Below are 22,061 nucleotides of genomic sequence, written 5' to 3' on the forward strand. Positions count from 1 at the left end.
GTGCCAGCATTTGTCGGCCCGAACCGTCTGCAATATCCGGGGCTTCCAACCGCGCAGGCCGCTCAGGCCTTGCCTATCGCGGCCTGCGCGGCCGCGAGGCGGGCGATCGGCACGCGGAAGGGCGAACAGGACACGTAATCCAGCCCGACCTCCTCGCAGAAGCGGATCGAGGCCGGATCGCCGCCGTGCTCGCCGCAAATGCCGAGCTTGATGCCCTCACGTGCCGTGCGGCCCTTGTCGGCGGCCATGCGCACCAGTTCGCCGACACCTTCGATGTCGAGCGACACGAACGGATCGGTCTCGATCACGCCCTTTTGGCGATAGGTCTCCAGGAACGTTGCGGCGTCGTCGCGCGAAATGCCGAACGTGGTCTGGGTCAGATCGTTGGTGCCGAAGGAAAAGAACTCCGCCACCTGCGCTATGGCGTGCGCGCGGATGGCGGCGCGCGGCAATTCGATCATCGTGCCGGTCAGATAGGCGATGCTGGTGCCGGTCTCGGCCATCACCTCGGCGGCGACCTGGTCGATGCGCGCCTTGACGAATTCGAGCTCCTGCACGATGCCGACCAGCGGCACCATGATTTCCGGCTCGACCGGGCGCCCGGTCTTGGCCGCGGCCTCGGCGGCCGCCTCGAAGATCGCCCGCGCCTGCATTTCGGCGATTTCGGGATAGGAGACCGCTAGCCGGCAGCCGCGATGGCCGAGCATCGGGTTGAACTCGTGCAGGGCCTCGGTGCGCTGGCGCAGCAATTCCGCCTCGACATCCAGGACGGCCGCGACCTCGGCGATCTCCTCCTCGGTCTTGGGCAGGAATTCGTGCAGCGGCGGATCGAGCAGCCGGATGGTGACCGGCAGCCCGGCCATGATCTCGAACAGCTCGGCGAAATCCGAGCGCTGCATCGGCAGAAGCTTGGCCAGCGCGGCGCGGCGCCCGGTCTCGCTGTCGGCGAGAATCATCTCGCGCATGGCCACGATGCGTTCGCCGTCGAAAAACATGTGCTCGGTCCGGCACAGGCCGATGCCCTCGGCGCCGAAGGAGCGCGCCGTACGCGCATCGGCCGGGGTCTCGGCATTGGCGCGCACCCGCATGCGGCGGATCGCGTCGGCCCATTCCATGATCGCGGCGAAATCGCCCGACAGTTCGGGCTGCTGCATCGCGGTCGCACCGGCCAGAACCTGGCCGGAGGCGCCGTCGATGGTGACCACGTCGCCGCGCCCGAAGCTGCGGCCGAGCGCGGTCATGGTCTGGGTCTTGTAGTCGACGCGCAGCGTGCCCGCGCCCGACACGCACGGCTTGCCCATGCCGCGCGCCACGACCGCGGCATGGCTGGTCATGCCGCCGCGCGTCGTCAGAATGCCTTCGGCGGCATGCATGCCGTGAATGTCCTCGGGGCTGGTTTCCACGCGCACCAGGATAACCTTGCGGCCGGCCGCCTTGGCTTCCTCGGCCTCGTCGGAGGAGAACACGATTTCGCCGGTGGCCGCCCCCGGCGAGGCCGGCAGGCCGAGGCCGATCACGTCGCGCTTGGCGGCCGGATCGATGGTGGGATGCAGAAGCTGGTCGAGCGAGGCCGGATCGATGCGCCCCACCGCCTCCTCGCGCGTGATCAGGCCTTCGGCGGCCATCTCGACGGCGATACGCAAGGCGGCCTTGGCCGTGCGCTTGCCGGAACGAGTCTGCAACATCCACAGCTTGCCGCGCTCGATAGTGAATTCGAGATCCTGCATGTCGCGATAATGGCGCTCGAGGGTCTCGGCGGTGCGCGCGAATTCGCCGAACGCCTCCGGCATCAGCTTTTGCAGCGACGGCTTGTCGGAGCCGGCCGCGATGCGGGCCTCCTCGGTGATGTTTTGCGGGGTGCGGATGCCGGCGACCACGTCCTCGCCCTGGGCGTTGACCAGAAACTCGCCGTAAAGCGTGCGCTCGCCGGTCGACGGATCGCGGGTGAAGGCCACGCCGGTGGCGGAACTGTCGCCCATATTGCCGAACACCATCGCCTGGACGTTGACCGCCGTGCCCCAGCCTTCGGGAATATTGTGCAGGCGGCGATAGGTGATCGCGCGATGGTTCATCCAGGACGAGAACACCGCGCCGATCGCGCCCCACAACTGCTCGTGCGGATCCTGGGGAAAGGGCTGCCCCAGCTCCTCCACCACCTTGGCCTTGTAGCGCTCGACCAGCCCGATCCAGTGGCCGGCGTCGAGCTCGGTGTCGAATTCGATGCCGAGCCCGGCTTTTTCGTCCTCGAGGATCTCCTCGAAAACCTCGTGGTCGAGCCCCATGACGACGTCGGAATACATCTGGATGAAACGGCGATAGCTGTCATAGGCGAAGCGGCGGTCCTGCGCCTCTTCGGCCAACGCCTCGACGGTGGCGTCGTTGAGGCCGAGATTGAGCACGGTGTCCATCATGCCGGGCATCGAGGCGCGCGCGCCGGAGCGCACGGAAACCAAAAGCGGATTGCGCGGATCGCCGAAACGGCGGCCGGTATCGGCGCCGATCCGGGCAAGCGCGTCTTCGACCTGTTGTTTCAGTTCGCCGGGATAGCTTTGTGCGTTGGCGTAATAATGGGTGCAGACCTCGGTGGTGATGGTAAAACCCGGCGGCACCGGCAATCCGAGCCCGGACATCTCGGCCAGATTGGCCCCCTTGCCCCCGAGCAGGTTCTTGTCGCCGACGCGGCCTTCCGCCTTACCGTTGCCGAAGTTATAGACCCATTTCGCCATCGCGATCTCCCTCGCCGTCTGGATAGCACCCGAAGACATATCCGACCGGGCCATCCCGCCCCCGGGGCGCCCGTGAATACCGATCCGTCCGGTCCGAATTACCCGCCTCTTTCGCGGTGCCACAGCCGACATCCGGCCCGCCCGGCAACCTCGCCGGGATAGCGCGCCATGCCGTCCGCCTGTCATGCGAACCGATTCGCCGGACGCAAGCCGGATCGCCCCGGCCCGGTCCGGCCTTGCTCTAGCGGTTTCGGGGATCGTTGACCACCGCAAATCCTCGCAGCCGCGGCAACGACGGCGACCGCCGACCGGCAGCGCGCGCTTGACGCCAACTAGTCATTGCACTGACGGCGGAGCATCCATATAAGGGCGCCACCCCGTCGCAAGGCAGCGACGATGCTGGGGCGTAGCCAAGTGGTAAGGCAACGGTTTTTGGTACCGTCATTCCCTGGTTCGAATCCAGGCGCCCCAGCCATGTCTCCACGGTCCGTTCCAAACAGACCGGCCCGCACCTCCGTTGCGGACAGACGGGCCCGTACCCCGGCCCGAGGTGCTGACTGGAAGCTTCCAACGATTGCCGGCAACGACGCCGTCGATTCGGCGCGCTATCGCGCCTGGCCGGCTGCCTGGCGCAGATAATAGCAGCAAAAGCCGAAACCGCCGGCCATCAGCATGTAGCTTTCGCCGACAGCGAGGCGGATGTTGGAATTGCTGAGCATGCTCGCCAGGAAAAAAATCAACGTCAGCAGATAGAAAAAATAGAGTTCGAGCGGAATCAGGCCGCGGCGGACGGCGGCCGTCGCCTGGTAGAGACACCACGCCAGAAGCACGGCATAAAATTCCAGGCCGAACAGGCCGAACCGGATGGCGATCTCCAGATAACCATTGTGCATCAGCTCATAGCCGATATCGGCGAAACGGGTCTGCTGCCACAGATTTTCCCACCAGATCCCCTGACCGAAAAGCCAGTCGAGGCGCCAGATCGAGAGGGCGTTCCACCAAACGCGGATGCGCGCGTCGAACGTATAGGGCAAGGTTCCCGAATCGATCGCGTCGAGCACCATCTGGCGCGCCGGCATTCCCGAAAGCAGCCGCTGGACCAGGTCCACGGCACTGACGACGACATGGCCGATCGTATGCCACACGATCTGATGAAAAATCAGGATCCCGACGACCGAGGCACACACGAAACCAGCCATGACCACCCATCGCGCCTTGCCCCTGATTTGCGCGAACGTGGCCGCCACGACGGAGGGCGCCGTCACGAGCAGCGCGATCCACACGCCCTTCGACTTGGCGCCGAAAATCCCGAGCACGGCGAGAATGCCGATCAGCAACGCAACCGCCAGCCCCGTCCACACGATCCGGCCCGGCAGATCGGAGCGGGAAAGCAGCCACAAGCCGAAGCAAAAGGCTCCGATCAGAATCAGACCGGCGCCGACGGAGGAATGGATGGTGTTGTTTTGGAAAAGAAACGGAACCAGGCCCGCATCCGGCCGAAAGACCGCCACGATGTCGATGCTGGCGAGCAAGGCGGCAAGGCTGATGGCTATGAAGACCCAGACCAGATGGGCAAGCTTGTCGCGGTAGAGGAAAAGCACATAACCGACCGTCATGTAGAGCGCCGGCATCAGATAGATGCCTTCCGCCGAGCCGCCGGTCGAGTCCGGTCTCGTCAGGACAACCCACACATAACGCAGCGCCACATAGTGCGCCCACACGAGGCAGGCCCAGCCCATCGGGCCCATCGCCGGGCGGAAATCGCGCCGGGAAAAATAGACCCAGAGCCCGAGCGCGATCGGCGGCAGCATCGCCACGCGGTAAAGGTCGGTCTCGATCCACACGGCCGAGATCATGCCGACCAGGCAAAACAGCACCGCGTGTCCGACGAGTTCGGTCCTGTGGAAAGGCGGCCTGTGCGCGGCCGGCTGCGTGGGCGCGTTCATGCCGCCTCCAGCGCGTAGCCCGCGCGCCGCAGGAAGTCGCGCGCCCGGAAGGAGAACGCGCGCCGCCTTTGCAAGGTCGGCAGCTTGGTGTGCGCGTAGCTGGCGGTGATGGTGGAACGGGCGCGATGGGTGCTGAAGGCGACAAGCGGCTCGCGGGTGGTATAGGTCGCCACACCGGTCGCCCAGCCGCGCTCCAGCGCCACGTCCCAGGGCAGCCACATGGTGGCGAGCGTTTCCACCAGGCGTTGGGCGCCGCTGCGGTTGACGGCATAACAGGCTGCCGACCCCAGCGGCCCGAACAGGCAGCGCCCGTACGCGTCGCCGGCCGCCGACACGCCCTTTTCCAGAAAACCGGTGGTGCGGTGGTTGACGAGCTTGACCAGCCGCGGCTCCTCGACGCCGGCAAACAGCGCCGCCGCCCTTTCGCCGAGCCGGTCGTTGAGCACGATGTCGTCCTCGGCGATGACGGCGACGTCAACGCCCTCGGCGACCACCGTCGCCAGGGCCGCCAGATGCGAGCGGTAGCAGCCATATTCGCCCGGCGTGACGATGCGCCCGTGCCTGGCGCGGAACCGTTCCCGGTCGATGGCGGACCATTCCTCCCGCGCGATCGCGCCGCCGTCGACGCCCTCCACACGGCGCAGATCCAGCCCCGTGGCCGTCTGCCGGATGGCGTCCCAGCGCTCGGGCGAGCGCGCGAGATTTATGACAAGAACTGGCACCATCGATGGTCTGTCACTGCAAAAAAGAACACGCCCCGGCCGCCTACAACGCGCCGGCCGGGGCAGAAATGTTTAGGTCGGCGCGCCTTTATAAGCAACCGCAAGGCCGCGGTTGGCCGCTCTTATTGAAAGTATGGCAAACACGCGTTGCGCCCGATCGGCGCGGCCCAGCGCCGTGGCGCGCGCGGCCGGCCGTTCTACGAACCGGCCCGCCGCATCAGCCCGGCGTCCGCTATCTCGCGTACCGCGGCGATGATCCGGTCCTGATCGGACTCGCCCAGATAGGGATGCATGGGCAAGCACACCACGTTGTTGCTGGCCGCCTCCGACACCGCAAGGCCGTCCGGGGCGCGGCCGTAGGCCGCATAGGCGGCCTGCAGATGCAGCGGCTTTTCGTAATAGATCATCGAGGGAATGCCGAGAGCGCTCAGATGCGCGCGAACGGCGTCGCGACGGTCCGATTCAACGGCGTATTGCGCCCAGGCCGAGCGATAGCCCGCGGCCACGGCCGGCACCTTGACCACGTCCGACAGCCCTGCGGTGTAACGGTCGGCTACCGCCTGCCTGGCTTCGGTTTCCGACGGCAAAATGGCCAGTTTCTCGATCAGAATCGCCGCCTGCAGCGTATCCAGGCGCGAATTGAGACCGATGCGGACATTGTCGTACTGGCTGGCACCCATGCCGTGAAAGGCGATCGAGCGCATCGTTTCGGCCAGATCGTCGTCGTTGGTCAGGATCGCGCCGCCGTCTCCATAACAGCCGAGCGGCTTGGCCGGATAGAAACTGGTGCCGGCCGCGGTGCCGAAAGCGCCGCATTTGGTGTTGCCGAAACTGCCGCCGATCGCCTGGGCCGCATCTTCCACGATCGCCAGCGCCCGCTCCTGCGCGAAGCGGCCGAGCGCCCGATAGTCGGCCGACAGGCCGAACAGATCGACGGGGATGATCGCCTTGGGCGTCAGCCGCCCCTCGGCGCGGACCTGCTCGTAGGCGGCTTCCAGGCTGGCGAGCGAGACGTTGTAGCTGTCCGGTTCGATGTCGACGAACACCGGCTCGGCCCCGGCCAGAACCACGACTTCGGCGGTGGCGGCAAAGGTGAAGCTGGGGCAGAAAACCGCGTCGCCCGGTCCGATGCCGAGCGCCATTAGCGGGATCAGCAACGCATCCGTGCCGTTGGCGCAGCCCACCACGTGGCGCACGCCGACGAAATCGGCAAGCCGCCTTTCGAACTCGGCGACCTCGGGTCCGTGAATATAGCGGCCATGCGCGAACACCCTGGCCATGGCAGCCTGAAGCTGCGGCTCGATTCGTTCGCGCTGCGTGTGGAGATCGACAAACTGCATGTGCGCCTTTCAAGCGAAGCCTTGCTGTGCGGCCTTCCAGCCTGACCCGCTGATAGAAGGCGCGCGTCAAAGGTGCAAGCACGGCCGGCCGTCAATCTCGTCGCCGTGTCGTTACACAAGGTGAAGAGCCGAGGCCGGGCGGTTCGGAGCCCGGCGAGACGGGGGCGCGGGCAAAGTTTTCTTGAAACGAGGCCCACGCCATGCCACCACGCGCCATCGCCGCGGCGCAGACCGCGTGGGTTCGTTCCGGCCCTCCGGTGGGATGGGTCGCCATTCGTCGGGGTTCACATGAACATCGCCATGATCGGTTCCGGCTATGTCGGATTGGTGAGCGGCGCGTGTCTGGCCGATTTCGGACATCGCGTGACCTGCGTCGACGTCGACGAACAAAAGGTCGCCGCGCTGCAATCGGCGCGCATCCCGATCTACGAGCCGGGCCTCGACCGGCTGGTTGCCGACAATGTCGCCGCCGACAGGCTGTTCTTCACGACCGAGCTCGCCCCGGCGGTCGCCGAGGCCGACGTCGTGTTCATCGCCGTCGGCACGCCGTCGCGGCGCGGCGACGGCCATGCGGATCTGTCGTTCGTCCACGCGGCCGCACGCTCGATCGCCGGCGCCCTCCGAGGCTTCACCGTGGTGGTGACGAAATCGACCGTGCCGCTCGGCACCGGCGACGATGTGGAGCGCATCATGGGCGAAGCCAATCCGGAGGCGGATTTCGCCGTCGCGTCGAATCCCGAATTCCTGCGCGAAGGCGCGGCGATCGACGATTTCAAACGCCCCGACCGCATCGTCATCGGCACCCAGGACGAGCGCGCCCGCACCGTCATGGCCGAGGTCTACAGACCGCTCTATCTCAACCAGGCGCCGATCCTCTTCACCAGCCGGCGCACGGCCGAAATGATCAAATACGCCGCCAACGCGTTCCTGGCGACCAAGATCACCTTCATCAACGAGGTTGCGGATTTGTGCGAACAGGCGGGCGCGGACGTGCAGGAGGTGGCCCGCGGCATCGGTCTCGACAAGCGCATCGGTCCGAAATTCCTCAATGCCGGGCCGGGCTACGGCGGCTCGTGCTTTCCCAAGGACACGCTCGCCTTCGTCAAGACCGCGCAGGACCTGGGTACGCCGCTGCGCCTGGTGGAAACGACGGTCGCCGTCAACGACCAGCGCAAGCGGGCCATGGCGCGCAAGGTCGTCGCCGCCTGCGGCGGGGCGGTGCGCGGCAAGCGCATCGCGATCTTCGGCCTGACCTTCAAGCCCAATACCGACGACATGCGCGAGGCGCCCTCGATCGCCATCATCCAGGCGCTGCTCGACCAGGGCGCGCACATCACCGCCTACGATCCCGAAGGCATGGACGCCGCGCGCGCCTATTTCGCCCAGATCGACTATGCCCAAAACGCGTATGACGCCGCAGCCGACGCGGACTGCGTCGTGATCGTCACGGAATGGAACGAGTTCCGCTCGCTCGACTTCGAGCGCCTGAAGGCGATCATGGCCACGCCGGTGCTGGTCGACCTGCGCAACATCTACCGCCCGAAGGACGTCGAACGGCTCGGTTTTGCCTATGCGAGCCTCGGGCGTCCGAACGGGATCGACTGAGCGGCATCCTTCGGCGCACGGCGCTGGACATGATGCCGCCCGAATTGGACCGACAGATGACGGTTGGTCCGAAACCAAACGAGAGGCGGCGATGTTGTCGAAATGGAGCCTTGTCGTGGTCGCCGGCGCGCTTGCCGGCTGCACCAGCCTTTCGGGCGGGCTCGACGACGAAATCGTGTCGTCGCTTCATTTCGACCAGATCCCCTGTGATCGACTGGTGGCGGAACGCGACGCGCTCGCCGCCGAGCATGGCGAGCCGGATGCGCTCGACCCGGGCGAAAAACCCGGCGCACGGCCGGCCTTGCTGCCGACCGGTTTCGGCACGCTGGTGCCCGACGCGCGCGGCCGCAACGCCAAACAGCACCGCAAGGCGCTCGGCCGCATCGAGGCGATGGACCGCTCGATCACCCGCCGCGAATGCCGCGGCGCATAGTCCCGCAGGCACAATCGCAAGAAGGGCGCCGGCCCTTGCCCGCAGCACCGATACCGAATAGAACAAATAGAGAACAATCAGCGAGGACACGCGATGAAAAAGACCGGAAAGATCGATTATCTGGAAATGTCGGCTCCCGGCGCGACGCTCGACGCGGTCAAGGCCTTCTACAGCAATGCGTTCGGCTGGACCTTTACCGATTACGGCCCGACCTATTCCGCCTTCGACGAGGGGCTGGAAGGCGGGTTTGAGGCAACCAAGCCGGATGAGGCGGCAAAACCGTTGCCGGTGCTTTATTCGGAAAATCTGGAGGAAACGCTGGCCGCGGTCGAGGACGCCGGCGCGACGATCGTGCGACCGATCTTCTCCTTCCCCGGCGGCCGACGGTTCCATTTCGCCGATCCGGCTGGCAACGAGCTGGCGGTGTGGGGCGACTAGGCTGTTCGGTTCGGCCAAGGCCAGGCAGGCGGTCACGCTTGCCTCAGCTCGCCTCGCGAATCTGTTCGGCGGTCTGTAGATCGACCGAAACGAGCTGGCTGACGCCCTGTTCGGCCATGGTGACGCCGAACAGGCGGTTCATGCGCGCCATGGTGATCGGGTTGTGGGTGATGATGACGAAGCGGGTATGGGTGCTCGCCGCCATCTCGTCCATCAAATTGCAGAAACGCTCGACATTGTGATCGTCGAGCGGCGCGTCGACCTCGTCGAGCACGCAGATCGGCGCCGGGTTGGTCAGGAACACGGCGAAGATCAGCGCCATCGCCGTCAGCGCCTGCTCGCCGCCCGACAGCAAGGTCATGGTCTGCGGTTTCTTGCCCGGCGGGCGGGCGAGGATTTCCAGGCCCGCCTCCAGCGGATCGTCGGATTCGACCAGTTGCAGCTCGGCCGTGCCGCCGCCGAACAGGTGGGTGAACAGGCGCTGGAACTGGGCGTTGACCCGGTCGAACGCCTCGAGCAGGCGTTCGCGGCCCTCCCGGTTCAGGCTCTGGATCGCCAGACGCAGCTTCTTGATCGCCTCGATCACGTCCTCGCGTTCGGTGACGATGGTCTCCAGACGCCCGGCCAGTTCCCGCTGCTCCTCCTCGGCGCGCAGATTGACCGCGCCGAGCCGTTCGCGGTCGCCCTTCAAGCGGTCGATGCGCCGTTCGACATCGCCCATCTCGGGCAGCGGATCGTCGGGACCGAGCCCGGTGTGGCGAAAGACCAGATGCGGCGCGATCCCCAGCGCCTCCTGGATACGCGCTTCGGCGTCGCGTCGGCGCTCCTCCGCCGCCGTCAGGCGCTCCTCGGCGCGGCCGCGCGCCTCGCGGCTTTCCGACAGCGCCTGCAGGGCGGCATTGGCGGCCTTGTCGAACTCGGTCTGGCGCGTCTCGGCCACGGCGAGCGCGTCGGCGGCCTCGCTGCGGCGGGTCTCGGCGTGGCCCAGTTCCGACAACAGCGCCCGCCGGCGCGCGTCGAGCGCATCGGGCGCATCCTCGATCCCGGCGCGCTCGCGCCCGGCCTCGGCGCGCCGTTCGATCAAGGCGGCCTTCTGGCGGTCGGCATTGTCGGCGCGCGCGATCCAGGCCTGGCGCTCCTGCGCGATCGCCGTCAATCGCCTCTGCCTGGCCTCCGCTTCGCGTTTCAGACCGTCATCGAGGGCGCGCGCGTCCGCAAGGGCGGAACGATCCTCCGCAACCAGGGTCGACTGGCGCTCGAAACGCGACTGGATGTCGCCGGGGTCCGGCGCGCCGTCGAGCGCGGCCTGCGCCTCGGCCAGAAGCCTTGCCTCCTCGGCCGCGCTCTCGTCCAGCCGCGCGATCGCCTCGGCAAGCGTCGCCCTGCGGGTCGACAATTCGCCGGCCGCCTTTTCGGCCCTGGCCAGTTCCTCGCGCGCCTCGCCGGCCGCGCGCTGGGCAAGCCGCCAGGCCTCGCGGGCCTGTTTTTCCATCTCCACGGTTTGACGCACCAGCGCGTCGGCCTCCTGCTGGGCGGTTTCAGCCTGCTTGAGACGCGCGGCGGCGGCGGCAACCTCCTGTTCCAGTTCGGCGAGCCGGTTCTTCTGCGCCAGCCGCTGGGCGGCGGCCGTCGGCGCGTCGGCGCTGGCGGTGAACCCGTCCCATCGCCACAGAGCGCCGTCGCGGCTGACCAGACGCTGGCCGGGCGCGAGCGCCTTTTGCAGCCTGGGTCCGTCGGCCGCCTCGACCAGGCCGATCTGGGCGAGCCGGCGCGCCAACTGGCGCGGCGCGCGCACGATCTCGGCCAGCGGGCGCACGCCCTCGGGCAGGCGCGGGTCGCCGTCGGCGGGATCCATCTCGCCCCAATGGACCGGTGCGGCGCGGTCGAGCGGCACATCGAGATCCTCGCCCAGCGCCGCGCCGAGCGCGGTCTCGAAACCGCGCTCGACCCTGATCTGCTCGAGGGCGGCGGGAAAAAGCCCGCTGTCGCCGGCATTGAGAACCTTGGCCAGCGTGCGCGCCTCGGTTTCCAGGCGCTGCAGCTCGGCGCGCGTCTCGTCGAGCGGCGCCCGCAACGCGGCCTCGGCCGCGCGCGCGTCGGCAACCTTGGTTTCGGCGGCCGTGGTGGCGGTCTCCGCCGCCGCGACATTGGCCTCGGCCTGTTCGACCTTGCGCTGCTTTTCGGCCGGATCCGGCAATTCGGAAAGCCGGGCGGCCACGGCTTCGGCTTCGCCGCGTTTTTCGGCCAGTTGGCGCTCGAACCTGTCGCGGCGCTCGGCGTGCTCGCGCACGGAGCGCTCGAACTGGGTGCGCTGCGCCAGTGCCTCGGCCCGTTCGGCGGTGATCGCGGCCAGCTTCTCCTCGCTCGCGGCGAGCCGCAACGACGCTTCCTCGAATGTCGCCTTCGCCGCCTGCTCGCGTTCGGCGGAGCCGGCCTGCTCCGCGGTCAGGGTCTTTTCCTCCGCGTCGAGCCGGGCCAGCGTGTCGGCATTGTCGCGCACGAGACGCTCCTCGCGCTCGATATCGGCGTCGAGCTGGGCGATGCGACGGTCGAGCTCGCCCTGGCGCGTCTTCAGGCGCGCGGCCTCCTCGTCGATCTGCGTGCGGGCGATCGACAGGCGCTGCAGCGCGGCGGCGGCGGTGGCCTCGGCGTCGCGCAGTTCGGGCAGGCGCATCGCCGCGACGGCCTGCTCCTTGGCGGCGTTCATCTGCTCCTGGGCGCGCTCGCCGACCAGCGACGTCGCCGCCGCGAGCGCCGATTGCGCCTCGCCCGCCTGCTGCTTGGCCTGCGACCAGCGCAGATGCAGCAGGATCGCCTCGGCCTGGCGGATATCGGCCGACACGCTCTTGAAACGGGCCGCCTGGCGCGCCTGACGCTTGAGGCTCTCGATCTGGCTTTCCAGCTCGCCGACGACGTCGTCGAGCCGCTCGAGGTTCTGTTCGGCCGCGCGCAGGCGCAGCTCGGCCTCGTGGCGGCGCGAATGCAGGCCGGAAATGCCGGCCGCCTCCTCCAGCAGCGCACGCCGGGCCTGCGGCTTGGCCTGGATCAGCTCGCCGATACGGCCCTGGCCGACCATGGAGGGCGAGCGCGCGCCGGTCGACTGGTCGGCGAACAGGAGTTGCACGTCCTTGGCGCGCACCTCCTTGCCGTTGATGCGATAGACCGACCCGGCCTCGCGCTCGATGCGCCGCGACACCTGGAGCTCGTCGGTGTCGTTATAGGCGGCCGGCGCGGAGCGGTCGGCATTGTCGAGGAAAAGCGTCACCTCGGCCGTGTTGCGGGCCGGACGCGTGCCGGAGCCGGAGAAGATGACGTCGTCCATGCCGGACGCGCGCATGTTCTTGTAGGAATTCTCGCCCATGACCCAGCGCAGGGCCTCGACGAGATTGGACTTGCCGCAGCCGTTCGGCCCGACCACGCCGGTCAGGCCGCTTTCGATGACGAACTCGCTGGGTTCGACGAAGGATTTGAAGCCGAGGACGCGAAGCCGGGAAAAGCGCATCAGGCGCGGCTCCCCCGCCCTGCGGCCGCAGGAAGGCCCCGCCGGGCTGGCTGCCTGGCGTCAGAGCATGCTGTCGATGATTGCCGAGAACTCGTCAATCGACATGGCCCCCGCATATTTTTTGCCGTTGACGAAAAAGGTCGGCGTGGAGTCGACGCCGAATTCCTTCGCTCCGCGGTCCTTGACAGCCCTAACATCCTCCAGAAGCTTCTGGTCCGTCAAGCACGCCTCGAAGGACTCCTGTGAAAAACCGGCCAGACGGGCGATTTTCAGCAATGCTTCTCGGGCGTTTTCCACCGATACCCAGGCATCCTGCTGCTTGAACAGCACATCGGCCATGGCGAAATATTTGTCGTCGGCGCAGCGCGCCAGCATGAAACCGGCTTCCGCGCGCGGATCGAACGGAAATTCCCGCAGGACCAGCCGCGCCTTGCCGGTATCGATATATTTCTCCTTGAGCGCGGGATAGGTGTTGCGGTGGAAATTGCCGCAATGGCCGCAGGTCGTCGACGCGTATTCCACGATCGTGACCGGAGCGTCTTCGTCGCCGACCCATTTTTCGGGCAAGGCGCCCGGTTCCATCAGCTTGTCGATATCGACCGAGCCCTGCGCCTCGGGCACGGCCACTTTCGGCGTCTCGGGCGTTTCAGGCGCGCTCGCGCCGTTGGAATCGCTGCACGCCGCCAGCAAAGCGGCTGCCGGCAGGGTTGCCAGCGAAGCGACGACGTTGCGACGCGAAACGAAACGGGTCATGCGAATCACCTGTCGATATCTGGATTTTGCTACGGTCGGCGATGAAAAAGCGAGAGTTGGCGCTTAATAAGGCATTGCAACCGCCAGTCACAGAGCAAAGTGTCGCGGCGCGTTCACGAAATCGCCAACGTCGCCGACACGCCTTCATTTGCGCGCGGCGACGACGTTGCGGCCGAGCCGTTCCAGCGCCGCGCGCAACCCGGGATCGCTGACGCTGCTGACGCTGTTTTCGACCAGGCCGATTTCGTCCTTGCTCAGGGCGCGCGGGGCAGGACGCCGGCGCACGGCGTCGTTGCCGACCGGCTTTTGCACGATGCGGATGCGGCCGATCGCGGCAAAGCCGAAAAAACTGTTGATACGGCTGACGATTTCGCCGGTTTCGTGCTGGAGGTGCAGCGCGGCCGCGCCCTCGCAGGCGACGATCAGGGTCGCGGGCTCGAACGGGTCGTCCTCATGGCGCCGCCGCGGCCAGGCGATCTTTTCCGGCCGGGTGGACGCGGCCAACCGCGTGCCGGCGAGCTCCGGCCACGACTGGACCAGGCTCACCGACATGCCGGCGCGCTTTTTCATCACCGGGTCGAGAATGCGCGTCGCCAGGTCGCTGACGGCGACCGGCGCACCCCGATATCCCTTTCCTTTCATGCCTGACCTGCCTTATCGGTGGGGCGCGAACCGCCCACCGCCATCATAGCCGAGCCGCCCGCCGATGACAGCCCCCGCCAAGCCCGAACCGAACCGGACGGACTTCGCCGCCCGGCTGATGGCCTGGTACGATCGCCACCATCGCCGGCTGCCCTGGCGGGTGGCGCCCGGCGAGCGCGCAAACGGATTGCGGGCGACGCCCTACCGGGTCTGGCTGTCGGAGATCATGCTGCAGCAAACCACGGTCGCGGCGGTCAAACCCTATTACGAACGGTTCTTGCGCGACTGGCCCGACGTGGAGGCTCTGGCGGCGGCCGAGCGCGAGGCGGTGATGAAGGCCTGGGCGGGGCTTGGCTACTATTCGCGGGCGCGCAACCTCAAAAAATGCGCCGAAGAGGTGGTGGCGCGCCATGACGGCGCCTTTCCCGCCGACGTTGCCGCGCTCCGCGCCCTGCCCGGCATCGGCGCGTATACTTCCGCAGCGATCGCGGCGATCGCTTTCGACATCCCGGTCGCCGTCGTCGACGGCAATGTCGAGCGGGTCGTTACCCGCCACGCGGCGATCGAGGCGCCGGTCGCCACGGTCAAGAAGGACATCGCCGCGATCGTGCAACGCTGGCTGCCCGCCGAGCGGCCGGGCGACTTCGCCCAGGCGATGATGGATCTCGGCGCCACGATCTGCACGCCGCGCGCGCCGGCCTGCGCGCTATGCCCCGTCAGCGCGGACTGCGCCGCCTTTGCCGCCGGCGAGGCCGAGCGCTATCCGGTCAAGCCGGCAAAGGCGGCCAAGCCGGTGCGCACCGGCGCCGCCTTCGTCGCCGAGCGCGCCGACGGCGCGCTGCTGTTGCGCAAGCGCGGCGAAACCGGCCTGCTGGCCGGCATGAGCGAGGTGCCGACGAGCGCCTGGTCGGCGCGGACGGACGGCGCCGGCGGCCTCGAGGCCGCGCCGTTTGCCGCCGGCTGGCGGACGGCGGGCGAAATCCGCCACGTCTTTACCCATTTCGAACTGCGGCTTTCGGTCTACCACGCCCGTTTCGACGACGACGCCCCGGCCGGCCATTGGTGGTCGCCGCGGCATCTTGTCCACGGCGAAGCGCTGCCGACTGTCATGAAAAAGGCAATCGAGGCTGCGATACCGGGCGCGACCAGGAAACCTCCCGCCCCCGGAGCGAGCCCATGAGCGACATCCGCCACATCGTGTTCGATATCGGCAAGGTGCTGATCCACTACGATCCCGAAATCCCCTACACGCGCCTGATCCCGGACGCGCGGGAGCGGCAGCGCTTCTTCGACACGGTGTGCACGCCGGCCTGGAACGTGGAACAGGACCGCGGGCGAAGCTGGGAAGAGGCGGAGGCGCTGTTGATCGACGATCATCCGCATGAGGAAGACAATATCCGCGCCTTTCGCCGCCACTGGCACGAGATGGTGCCGCACGCCTATGACGACAGCGTCGCGCTGATGCTGGAACTGATCGAGCGCGGCCACGACGTCACCATGCTGACCAATTTCGCCGCCGACACCTTTGTCGAGGCGCGCCGCAGATTTCCGTTTCTGGACCGCCCGCGCGGCGTCACGGTGTCGGGCGAGGTCGGCATGATCAAGCCCGACCGCCGCATCTACGAGCTTCACGCGGCAACCTTCGGCCTCGACCCCGCCGGCGCGATCTTCATCGACGACAGCGAACCAAACGTCGAGGGCGCACGCGAGGCCGGATGGCGGGCGATCCACTTCACCGCGCCGGCCATGCTGGAAGACGCGCTGGCGCGCCACGGCATCGTCGTCTAGGCGCCGGAGGCGCGGCGGGCGGTCAGGCCGCGGCGACGGCCATGCGCTGACGCATGTCCTGGCGCAGGGCGTCGAGCGGCGTCGGCGCGCCCTTTCTGTCGAAATGCCAGAAGGTCCAGCCGTTGCAGGCGTCGAGCCCCTGGACGCGCGCGCCCATCTTGTGGATGGAACCGGCCTCGTTGCCGACGGCGACGGTGCCGTCGGCGCGCACCCGCGCGGTCCAACGGCGCTTGGCGTCGCTGAGTTCCAGGCCGGGCGCGACCAGGCCCGCCTCGATCAGGCTGACGAAGGCGATGCGCGGCTCGGCGCGCTTGCCCGTCAGGATGGCGAGTTCGGGATTGTCGAGCGGCTCGACCGCGTCGATGCGCGCCGTGGCGGCGTCGATATAAGCCTGCTCGCGCTCGATGCCGACAAAATGCCGGCCGAGCCTCTTGGCGACCGCGCCGGTGGTGCCGGAGCCGAAGAACGGATCGAGCACCACGTCGCCGGGCCGTGTCGAGGCCATCAGCACGCGCGCCAAAAGGGCTTCGGGCTTTTGTGTCGGATGCGCCTTCGCGCCGTCGGCGCCCTTCAGCCGCTCGGCGCCGGTGCAGATCGGAAACAGCCAGTCGGTGCGCATCTGCACGTCGTCGTTCGAAGCCTTGAGCGCCTCGTAGTTGAAGGTGTAGCCCTTGGCCTTCTGGTCGCGCGAGGCCCAGATCATGGTTTCATGCGCGTTCTGAAAGCGCCGGCCGCGGAAATTCGGCATCGGATTGGTCTTGCGCCACACCACGTCGTTGAGGATCCAGTAGCCGAGATCCTGCAACTTGGCGCCGACGCGGAAAATGTTGTGATAGGAGCCGATGACCCAGATGGTGCCGGTCGGCTTGAGCACGCGGCGCGCGGCCAGCAGCCAGGCGCGGGTGAAGGCGTCGTAGGCCTGGAAACTGTCGAACTGGTCCCACGCATCGTCGACGGCGTCGACCTTGGACTGGTCGGGCCGGTGCAGATCGCCGCCGAGCTGCAGATTGTAGGGCGGGTCGGCGAAAATCGCGTCGACCGAATGGTCCGGCAGGCGCTCGAGCGCAGCGACGCAATCGCCTTTCAGGATCGTGTCGCACCAATCGGTTCGGGAGGCGGTCAGGTCGGCGACGGAACGCACGGCTGGCATGGCGATACTCACAACACTTGGACTGTTTACGCCTCGTTATGGTTACCGCGTTGCGTAAATTTTTAGTGTATCGCCCGGCCGATTTGCGCCGGCGCGGCACATACGATATCTGGCCGGCATTCCCCTCCCTCCAAACACAGGCCGATCCATGCAGCCCGAGCTGGTAATTTTCGATTGCGACGGGGTTCTCGTCGATTCCGAGATCATCGCCGCGCGGGTGGAGGCGCAGTTGATCACCGAGGCGGGCTTTCCCATCACCGCGGCCGAGCTGGGCGAACGCTATGCCGGCCTCACCTTCCGCGACATCCTGCTGCGCATCGAGGAGGAGGCGCGCATTCCGTTGCAGGCAAGCCTGCTGGAACGCGCCGAGAAGGCCGTCGACCGGGCACTCGCGCGCCAGGTGGAAGCGGTCGACGGGGCACTGGAAGCGGTGTTGAGGACCACCGCGCCGCGCTGCATCTGCTCCAATTCCTCGCCGCAGCGCCTGGAGATGATGCTGACCAGGACCGGGCTGAAGCCGGCCTTCGCCGATGCGGTTTTCTCGGCCGAGCAGACGCCCGAGCGGCGCCCCAAGCCGGCGCCGGACGTGTTCCTCTTCGCCGCCGAACGCCTGCGCGCCGAACCGGCCAACACGTTCGTGATCGAGGATTCAGCGCATGGGATCGCCGGCGCGAAGGCGGCCGGCATGCGGGTGATCGGCTTCACCGGCGGGCGCCACAGCTATCCCGGCCATGCCGACGTGCTGACGGAGGCCGGCGCGGAGACCGTGATCGGCCGCTGGTCCGATTTTCAGCCGACCCTGGCCGCCTTGTCGCAGTGGTCGGAAGCACCCTGACCCCCGCACCGGGCCGCTGTGGATCGCGGCGCGTAAACGCCGGCGCGGCCTCGCTCGGCCTGTCGGCCGGTTGGTGTCAGGCTGCTAGCGGGCGCGGCCGCGTGCCTCAGCGCGTCTTGGGCGGGCCCTCGTCGTAGCCGACGAAGACCTGGATGTTCTGCGCGCTCGGCGTGGGGAAGGTCACGTTGGGATCGTTGAAGACGAACTGGGTCGCGGGCTGATTCGCGGTCAGCGCGACATCGTATCTGTGCAGTTCAGAATAAAGCACCTGGTCGCCCTGCACCACCGCCACGCGGATCGGCATCGACACCTGGCCGTCCTTGGCCACAGGCCCCGGCACAACCCTGCCGGCGGCGGCGACGTTCATGGTCAGCATGCCCGAGCCGTAGCTGCAGCTTCGCGTCACGTCGGTGATCGCGGCCTGGTAGACCACCTTGTCGGGATCGTTCTCGGCACCTTTTTGGTAGGTATTGTAATAGGCCGTACCGGCGCGCAGGATCACCCGCGGGCAATAGGCGCGCAACTCGTCGGCCGAAATCTTCTCGTTCTCGTTGGTGGCGGCATTGTTGCCGACGCCACCGAGGCCGAGGTCCAGCCCGCCGCCCGACTGACACCCCGCGACGGCGAGCAGCAGCCCGAGGGCGGCCGCACGCTTTACAAAACCCGGCTTGTTCACCAACAACACCATCAACCGCTCTTTCCTGTGACAACGGCGCCGTTCTATATCAACGCCGCGCCGAAAATGCGACCGATGGATTGTGGTTTTTCAACGACGCCGCGGCCCCGACAGCCGGCCGCGGCCCGCAGATGAGGAACGGACGGGTAAAATGCGCTATGTCTCAACCCGGGGAACGGCCCCGACCCTCGGTTTTTCCGACGTGCTCCTGACGGGGCTCGCGCGCGACGGCGGGCTCTACCTGCCCGAGAGCTGGCCGCAGCTCTCGCCGGCCGACATGCGCGCCCTGCGCGGACGGCCCTATGACGAAGTCGCAAGCCGGATCATGGCGCCGTTCATCGACGGCGAGATCGCCCAGGACACGGTGTCGGCGATCGCGCGCGAGGCCTATGCCACGTTCCACCACCCGGCCGTGTGCCCGCTCGTGCAGAGCGCGCCGGGCGAATTCGTGCTGGAACTGTTCCACGGACCGACGCTGGCCTTCAAGGACGTCGCCATGCAGATGCTGGCGCGGCTGATGGATCACGTTCTGGCCGAGCGCGGCGAGCGCGCCACGATCGTCGGCGCGACCTCGGGCGACACCGGCGGCGCGGCGATCGAGGCGTTCGCCGGCCGCGACCGGACCGACATCTTCATCCTGTTTCCGCACAACAAGGTCTCGCCGGTGCAACAGCGCCAGATGACCACCTCGCGGGCGGCCAATGTCCACGCCCTGGCGATCGAAGGCAATTTCGACGACTGCCAGGCGATCGTCAAAGCCATGTTCAATCATCACGGTTTTCGCGAAAAAACCCGACTTTCGGGCGTCAATTCGATCAATTGGGGCCGGATCATGGCCCAGATCGTGTATTATTTCACGTCCGCCGTCGCGCTCGGCGCGCCGGAGCGGGCGGTGTCGTTTACGGTGCCGACCGGCAATTTCGGCGATATTTTCGCCGGCTACGCCGCCAAGAAGATGGGTCTGCCGATCGAAAGGCTGGCGATCGCCACCAACGACAACGACATCCTCGCGCGCGCGCTCGCGTCGGGACGTTACGAGACGCAGGGCGTGGTGGCGACAACCTCGCCGTCGATGGACATCCAGGTCTCGTCCAATTTCGAACGCGCGCTTTTCGAAGCCTGCGGGCGCGACGCGCCGGCGACGGTCGCGGCGATGGAGGGGCTCAGGCAGTCCGGCGCCTTCACCATCGCGCCGGCGGCGCTCAAGACGTTGCGCGCCGATTTTTCGGCGGGACGCTCGACCATGGCCGAAACCGCCGACACCATGCGTACGGTGCTTGACGACAGCGGTTATCTGCTCGATCCGCACTCGGCGACCGCGATGCGGGTGGCGCGCCAAATCGACGATGGACCAAGCCCGATGATCGTGCTCGCCACCGCCCACCCGGCGAAGTTTCCCGATGCGGTCAAGGAAGCGACCGCGGTGCACCCGACCTTGCCATCGCGCCTTGCGGGCCTTATGGATCATGAGGAAAACTACGAAATCCTGGCGTCGGAAACCGAGGCGGTCGAGGATTATGTCGGCAGGCATACGCGCGCGGCCGGCTGAGGGAGTACAAGGAGTAGGCCATTTATGGCAGTTGAGGTAAGCCGTCTGTCGAACGGTTTGACGGTCGTCACCGAAACCCATCCCCATATCGACAGCGTCGCGCTCGGCGTGTGGGTCCGGTCCGGGTCGCGCGACGAGCATGAGAACGAACACGGCATCGCCCATCTGCTCGAGCACATGGCTTTCAAGGGCACCGGCTCGCGTTCGGCATGGGACATCGCCTCCCAGATCGAGGATGTGGGCGGCGAGATCAACGCGGCCACGAGCGTGGAAACGACATCGTTTTTCGCCCGCGTGCTGCGTGACGACCTGCCGCTCGCGATCGATCTCCTGGCCGACATCCTGACCGATTCCCGGTTCGATCCGGAGGAATTGCGCCGCGAGCAGCATGTCATCCTGCAGGAGATCGGCGCCGCCCACGACACACCCGACGACGTGGTTTTCGACCATTTTTCCGAAACCGCCTTTCGCCACCAGACGCTTGGACGCACCATTCTCGGCACGCCCGAAACGGTGCAGTCGTTCACGCCCAAGCAGATCCACGATTTCATGGCGCGCCAATATGGCGCCGACCGCATGGTGGTGGTGGCCACCGGCGCCGTGCGCCACGACGAATTCGCCCGCGAGGTCGAAAAGCGGCTCGGCCTCCTGCAGCCCAAGGCGCCGGCCGGCACGCCGCCGACGGCGCATTATGTCGGCGGCGACTTTCGCGAACACCGCGACCTGATGGACGCCCAGATCGTGCTCGGCTTCGAGGGCCGCGCCTACCACGTGCGGGACTTCTATGCCTCCCAGCTGCTTTCCATGATCCTGGGCGGCGGCATGTCGTCGCGCCTGTTCCAGGAGGTGCGCGAGCGCCGCGGGCTTTGCTATTCGGTCTATGCCTTCCATTGGGGCTTTTCGGACACCGGCGTGTTCGGCATCCACGCCGCCACCGGCAAGGAGGATATGGCGACGCTGGTTCCCGTGCTCGTGAACGAATTGAGCAAGGCCGGCGAACGCATCAAGCAGGAAGAGCTCGACCGGGCGCGGGCGCAATACCGGGCCGGGTTGAAGATGTCGAGCGAAAGCGCGGCCAGCCGCGCCTCGCAGATCGCGCGCCAGATGCTGCTTTTCGGCCGCCCGGTCTCCATGGACGAATTGATGGAGCGGCTTTCGCTGATCACGGTGGAGCGGCTGGCCGACCTGTCGGCGCGGCTTTTCTCCACCCGCCCGACCGTGGCAGCGGTCGGCCCCGTCGGTTCGCTGGCCGCCTTCGAGGACATTGTCGGCCTGCTGCCCGACCGGCAATCGGCCATGCGTGTCGTCGCCGGCTAGCCGGCAATGGCCGGCCTGCCGTTCTTCAGCCGGGCCTACCCGTCCGCCAGAGGGGAAAGGATCACGCTCAAATTTCCCACCGGGCAGGAATATGCCGAGTGGGCGGAACTGCGCGGCACCAGCCGCCAATTCCTGGAACGGTGGGAACCGAAATGGGCCAGCGACGAGCTCGGCCGGCCGGCCTGGCGCACACGGATCAGGCGCTATCGCGAAGAGCACGACCGCGGCACCGGCACCGCCTTCCTGATCTATCTCAACGACACCGGCAAGATGGCCGGCGGCATCTCGATCGGCAATATCAGGCGCGGCGTGGCCCAGTCCGCGCAGATCGGCTACTGGATGGGCGAGCGCCACGCCGGACGCGGCATCATGCTGGAGGCGCTGCGCCTGGCCAGCGGCTACGGCTTCGAGACACTCGGCCTGCACAGGATCGAGGCGGCTTGCATTCCCGGCAACACGCGGTCCATGCGTGTACTTGAAAAAGCCGGATTCACGCGGGAAGGACTGTTGCGGTCCTATCTGAAGATCAACGGAACGTGGCAGGACCACTATCTTTACGCCCTGATCGTGGACGACTATCGGGCACAGCAAATACGGGGCAAGACCGGTGGCACCTGATTCGACCGACCGCCACATACG

Annotated in this window: 18 protein-coding genes and 1 tRNA gene; 10 read left to right on the forward strand and 9 right to left on the reverse strand. The window is 67.1% G+C overall.

Annotated elements, in window-relative coordinates; all coding sequences use genetic code 11:
* Nucleotides 1-62: 62 nt before the first annotated feature.
* A complete protein-coding gene (gene ppdK, locus C7T96_RS10690; RefSeq protein ID WP_106571215.1) occupies nt 63-2,726 on the reverse strand; it encodes a pyruvate, phosphate dikinase in 2,664 nt (887 codons plus the stop codon).
* Between the two features lie 400 nt (nt 2,727-3,126).
* Between ppdK and C7T96_RS10695 the strand changes: the two genes are divergently transcribed.
* Nucleotides 3,127-3,201, forward strand: a tRNA-Gln gene (locus tag C7T96_RS10695).
* Nucleotides 3,202-3,331: 130 nt separating this feature from the next.
* Here C7T96_RS10695 and C7T96_RS10700 read toward each other — a convergent pair.
* From C7T96_RS10700 to C7T96_RS10710, 3 genes are all read right to left on the reverse strand, one after another.
* Nucleotides 3,332-4,672, reverse strand: coding sequence for an O-antigen ligase family protein (locus C7T96_RS10700; RefSeq protein ID WP_106571216.1), 1,341 nt, complete (start codon nt 4,670-4,672; stop codon nt 3,332-3,334).
* Nucleotides 4,669-5,397, reverse strand: a complete 729-nt coding sequence (locus C7T96_RS10705) for a glycosyltransferase family 25 protein (RefSeq protein ID WP_106571217.1) — start codon at nt 5,395-5,397, stop codon at nt 4,669-4,671. Before C7T96_RS10705 ends, C7T96_RS10700 begins: the two co-directional genes overlap by 4 nt.
* A 194-nt stretch (nt 5,398-5,591) precedes the next feature.
* Nucleotides 5,592-6,734, reverse strand: coding sequence for a DegT/DnrJ/EryC1/StrS aminotransferase family protein (locus C7T96_RS10710; RefSeq protein WP_106571218.1), 1,143 nt, complete (start codon nt 6,732-6,734; stop codon nt 5,592-5,594).
* Between the two features lie 288 nt (nt 6,735-7,022).
* Here C7T96_RS10710 and C7T96_RS10715 point away from each other — a divergent pair, with 288 nt between their 5' ends.
* From C7T96_RS10715 to C7T96_RS10725, 3 genes are all read left to right on the forward strand, one after another.
* Nucleotides 7,023-8,339: a UDP-glucose/GDP-mannose dehydrogenase family protein gene (locus C7T96_RS10715; RefSeq protein WP_106571219.1), complete on the forward strand. Its 1,317-nt coding sequence runs from the start codon at nt 7,023-7,025 to the stop codon at nt 8,337-8,339.
* 91 nt (nt 8,340-8,430) lie between these two features.
* Nucleotides 8,431-8,772, forward strand: a complete 342-nt coding sequence (locus C7T96_RS10720) for a hypothetical protein (RefSeq protein WP_106571220.1) — start codon at nt 8,431-8,433, stop codon at nt 8,770-8,772.
* 93 nt (nt 8,773-8,865) lie between these two features.
* Complete coding sequence (locus tag C7T96_RS10725) at nt 8,866-9,210, forward strand: VOC family protein (protein ID WP_106571221.1); 345 nt, start codon at nt 8,866-8,868, stop codon at nt 9,208-9,210.
* Between the two features lie 43 nt (nt 9,211-9,253).
* Here the strand turns inward: C7T96_RS10725 and C7T96_RS10730 are convergent, their stop codons facing one another.
* From C7T96_RS10730 to C7T96_RS10740, 3 genes are all read right to left on the reverse strand, one after another.
* The gene (locus C7T96_RS10730; protein WP_106571222.1) at nt 9,254-12,712 is read right to left on the reverse strand and encodes a chromosome segregation SMC family protein; all 3,459 of its coding nucleotides are present in this window, start codon (nt 12,710-12,712) and stop codon (nt 9,254-9,256) included.
* A gap of 60 nt (nt 12,713-12,772) precedes the next feature.
* Complete coding sequence (locus C7T96_RS10735; RefSeq protein ID WP_106571223.1) at nt 12,773-13,465, reverse strand: DsbA family protein; 693 nt, start codon at nt 13,463-13,465, stop codon at nt 12,773-12,775.
* A gap of 144 nt (nt 13,466-13,609) precedes the next feature.
* The gene (locus C7T96_RS10740) at nt 13,610-14,107 is read right to left on the reverse strand and encodes a DciA family protein (protein WP_106571224.1); all 498 of its coding nucleotides are present in this window, start codon (nt 14,105-14,107) and stop codon (nt 13,610-13,612) included.
* Between the two features lie 64 nt (nt 14,108-14,171).
* On the opposite strand from C7T96_RS10740, the gene mutY reads away from it, so the two are divergent.
* Together mutY and C7T96_RS10750 are read left to right on the forward strand one after the other, a co-directional pair.
* Nucleotides 14,172-15,287: an A/G-specific adenine glycosylase gene (mutY, locus tag C7T96_RS10745; protein WP_106571225.1), complete on the forward strand. Its 1,116-nt coding sequence runs from the start codon at nt 14,172-14,174 to the stop codon at nt 15,285-15,287.
* Nucleotides 15,284-15,895, forward strand: coding sequence for an HAD family phosphatase (locus C7T96_RS10750; RefSeq protein ID WP_106571226.1), 612 nt, complete (start codon nt 15,284-15,286; stop codon nt 15,893-15,895). Before mutY ends, C7T96_RS10750 begins: the two co-directional genes overlap by 4 nt.
* A 22-nt stretch (nt 15,896-15,917) precedes the next feature.
* Here the strand turns inward: C7T96_RS10750 and C7T96_RS10755 are convergent, their stop codons facing one another.
* Entirely contained in the window at nt 15,918-17,045 is a 1,128-nt protein-coding gene (locus C7T96_RS10755; RefSeq protein ID WP_106571227.1) for a site-specific DNA-methyltransferase, read from the reverse strand.
* 148 nt (nt 17,046-17,193) lie between these two features.
* Here C7T96_RS10755 and C7T96_RS10760 point away from each other — a divergent pair, with 148 nt between their 5' ends.
* Nucleotides 17,194-17,880: an HAD family phosphatase gene (locus C7T96_RS10760; protein WP_106571228.1), complete on the forward strand. Its 687-nt coding sequence runs from the start codon at nt 17,194-17,196 to the stop codon at nt 17,878-17,880.
* Between the two features lie 106 nt (nt 17,881-17,986).
* Here the strand turns inward: C7T96_RS10760 and C7T96_RS10765 are convergent, their stop codons facing one another.
* Nucleotides 17,987-18,568, reverse strand: a complete 582-nt coding sequence (locus tag C7T96_RS10765; protein WP_106571229.1) for a hypothetical protein — start codon at nt 18,566-18,568, stop codon at nt 17,987-17,989.
* 139 nt (nt 18,569-18,707) lie between these two features.
* Between C7T96_RS10765 and thrC the strand changes: the two genes are divergently transcribed.
* Genes thrC through C7T96_RS10780 form a run of 3 tightly spaced genes read left to right on the forward strand, consistent with a single transcriptional unit; the run spans nt 18,708 to nt 22,040 of the window.
* Nucleotides 18,708-20,105, forward strand: a complete 1,398-nt coding sequence (thrC, locus tag C7T96_RS10770) for a threonine synthase (RefSeq protein WP_106571230.1) — start codon at nt 18,708-18,710, stop codon at nt 20,103-20,105.
* 24 nt (nt 20,106-20,129) lie between these two features.
* Nucleotides 20,130-21,422 (forward strand): pitrilysin family protein, encoded by a 1,293-nt coding sequence (locus tag C7T96_RS10775; protein ID WP_106571231.1) that lies wholly within the window; start codon nt 20,130-20,132, stop codon nt 21,420-21,422.
* A 6-nt stretch (nt 21,423-21,428) separates the two neighbouring features.
* Nucleotides 21,429-22,040 carry a GNAT family protein gene (locus C7T96_RS10780; RefSeq protein WP_106571232.1) on the forward strand — a complete coding sequence of 204 codons (612 nt, stop codon included), beginning with the start codon at nt 21,429-21,431 and terminating at the stop codon, nt 22,038-22,040.
* Nucleotides 22,041-22,061: the final 21 nt, after the last annotated feature.

The organism is Nitratireductor sp. StC3 (assembly GCF_003015025.1).
Classification (GTDB): Bacteria; Pseudomonadota; Alphaproteobacteria; order Rhizobiales; family Rhizobiaceae; genus Mangrovimarina; species Mangrovimarina alexandrii.

What these genes read in the sequence shown, in the direction of transcription:
- ppdK (WP_106571215.1), bottom strand. Translation starts at nt 2,726, where the DNA reads ATGGCGAAATGGGTCTATAACTTCGGCAACGGTAAGGCGGAAGGCCGC.
- C7T96_RS10700 (WP_106571216.1), bottom strand. Translation starts at nt 4,672, where the DNA reads ATGAACGCGCCCACGCAGCCGGCCGCGCACAGGCCGCCTTTCCACAGG.
- C7T96_RS10705 (WP_106571217.1), bottom strand. Translation starts at nt 5,397, where the DNA reads ATGGTGCCAGTTCTTGTCATAAATCTCGCGCGCTCGCCCGAGCGCTGG.
- C7T96_RS10710 (WP_106571218.1), bottom strand. Translation starts at nt 6,734, where the DNA reads ATGCAGTTTGTCGATCTCCACACGCAGCGCGAACGAATCGAGCCGCAG.
- C7T96_RS10715 (WP_106571219.1), top strand. Translation starts at nt 7,023, where the DNA reads ATGAACATCGCCATGATCGGTTCCGGCTATGTCGGATTGGTGAGCGGC.
- C7T96_RS10720 (WP_106571220.1), top strand. Translation starts at nt 8,431, where the DNA reads ATGTTGTCGAAATGGAGCCTTGTCGTGGTCGCCGGCGCGCTTGCCGGC.
- C7T96_RS10725 (WP_106571221.1), top strand. Translation starts at nt 8,866, where the DNA reads ATGAAAAAGACCGGAAAGATCGATTATCTGGAAATGTCGGCTCCCGGC.
- C7T96_RS10730 (WP_106571222.1), bottom strand. Translation starts at nt 12,712, where the DNA reads ATGCGCTTTTCCCGGCTTCGCGTCCTCGGCTTCAAATCCTTCGTCGAA.
- C7T96_RS10735 (WP_106571223.1), bottom strand. Translation starts at nt 13,465, where the DNA reads ATGACCCGTTTCGTTTCGCGTCGCAACGTCGTCGCTTCGCTGGCAACC.
- C7T96_RS10740 (WP_106571224.1), bottom strand. Translation starts at nt 14,107, where the DNA reads ATGAAAGGAAAGGGATATCGGGGTGCGCCGGTCGCCGTCAGCGACCTG.
- mutY (WP_106571225.1), top strand. Translation starts at nt 14,172, where the DNA reads ATGACAGCCCCCGCCAAGCCCGAACCGAACCGGACGGACTTCGCCGCC.
- C7T96_RS10750 (WP_106571226.1), top strand. Translation starts at nt 15,284, where the DNA reads ATGAGCGACATCCGCCACATCGTGTTCGATATCGGCAAGGTGCTGATC.
- C7T96_RS10755 (WP_106571227.1), bottom strand. Translation starts at nt 17,045, where the DNA reads ATGCCAGCCGTGCGTTCCGTCGCCGACCTGACCGCCTCCCGAACCGAT.
- C7T96_RS10760 (WP_106571228.1), top strand. Translation starts at nt 17,194, where the DNA reads ATGCAGCCCGAGCTGGTAATTTTCGATTGCGACGGGGTTCTCGTCGAT.
- C7T96_RS10765 (WP_106571229.1), bottom strand. Translation starts at nt 18,568, where the DNA reads ATGGTGTTGTTGGTGAACAAGCCGGGTTTTGTAAAGCGTGCGGCCGCC.
- thrC (WP_106571230.1), top strand. Translation starts at nt 18,708, where the DNA reads ATGCGCTATGTCTCAACCCGGGGAACGGCCCCGACCCTCGGTTTTTCC.
- C7T96_RS10775 (WP_106571231.1), top strand. Translation starts at nt 20,130, where the DNA reads ATGGCAGTTGAGGTAAGCCGTCTGTCGAACGGTTTGACGGTCGTCACC.
- C7T96_RS10780 (WP_106571232.1), top strand. Translation starts at nt 21,429, where the DNA reads ATGGCCGGCCTGCCGTTCTTCAGCCGGGCCTACCCGTCCGCCAGAGGG.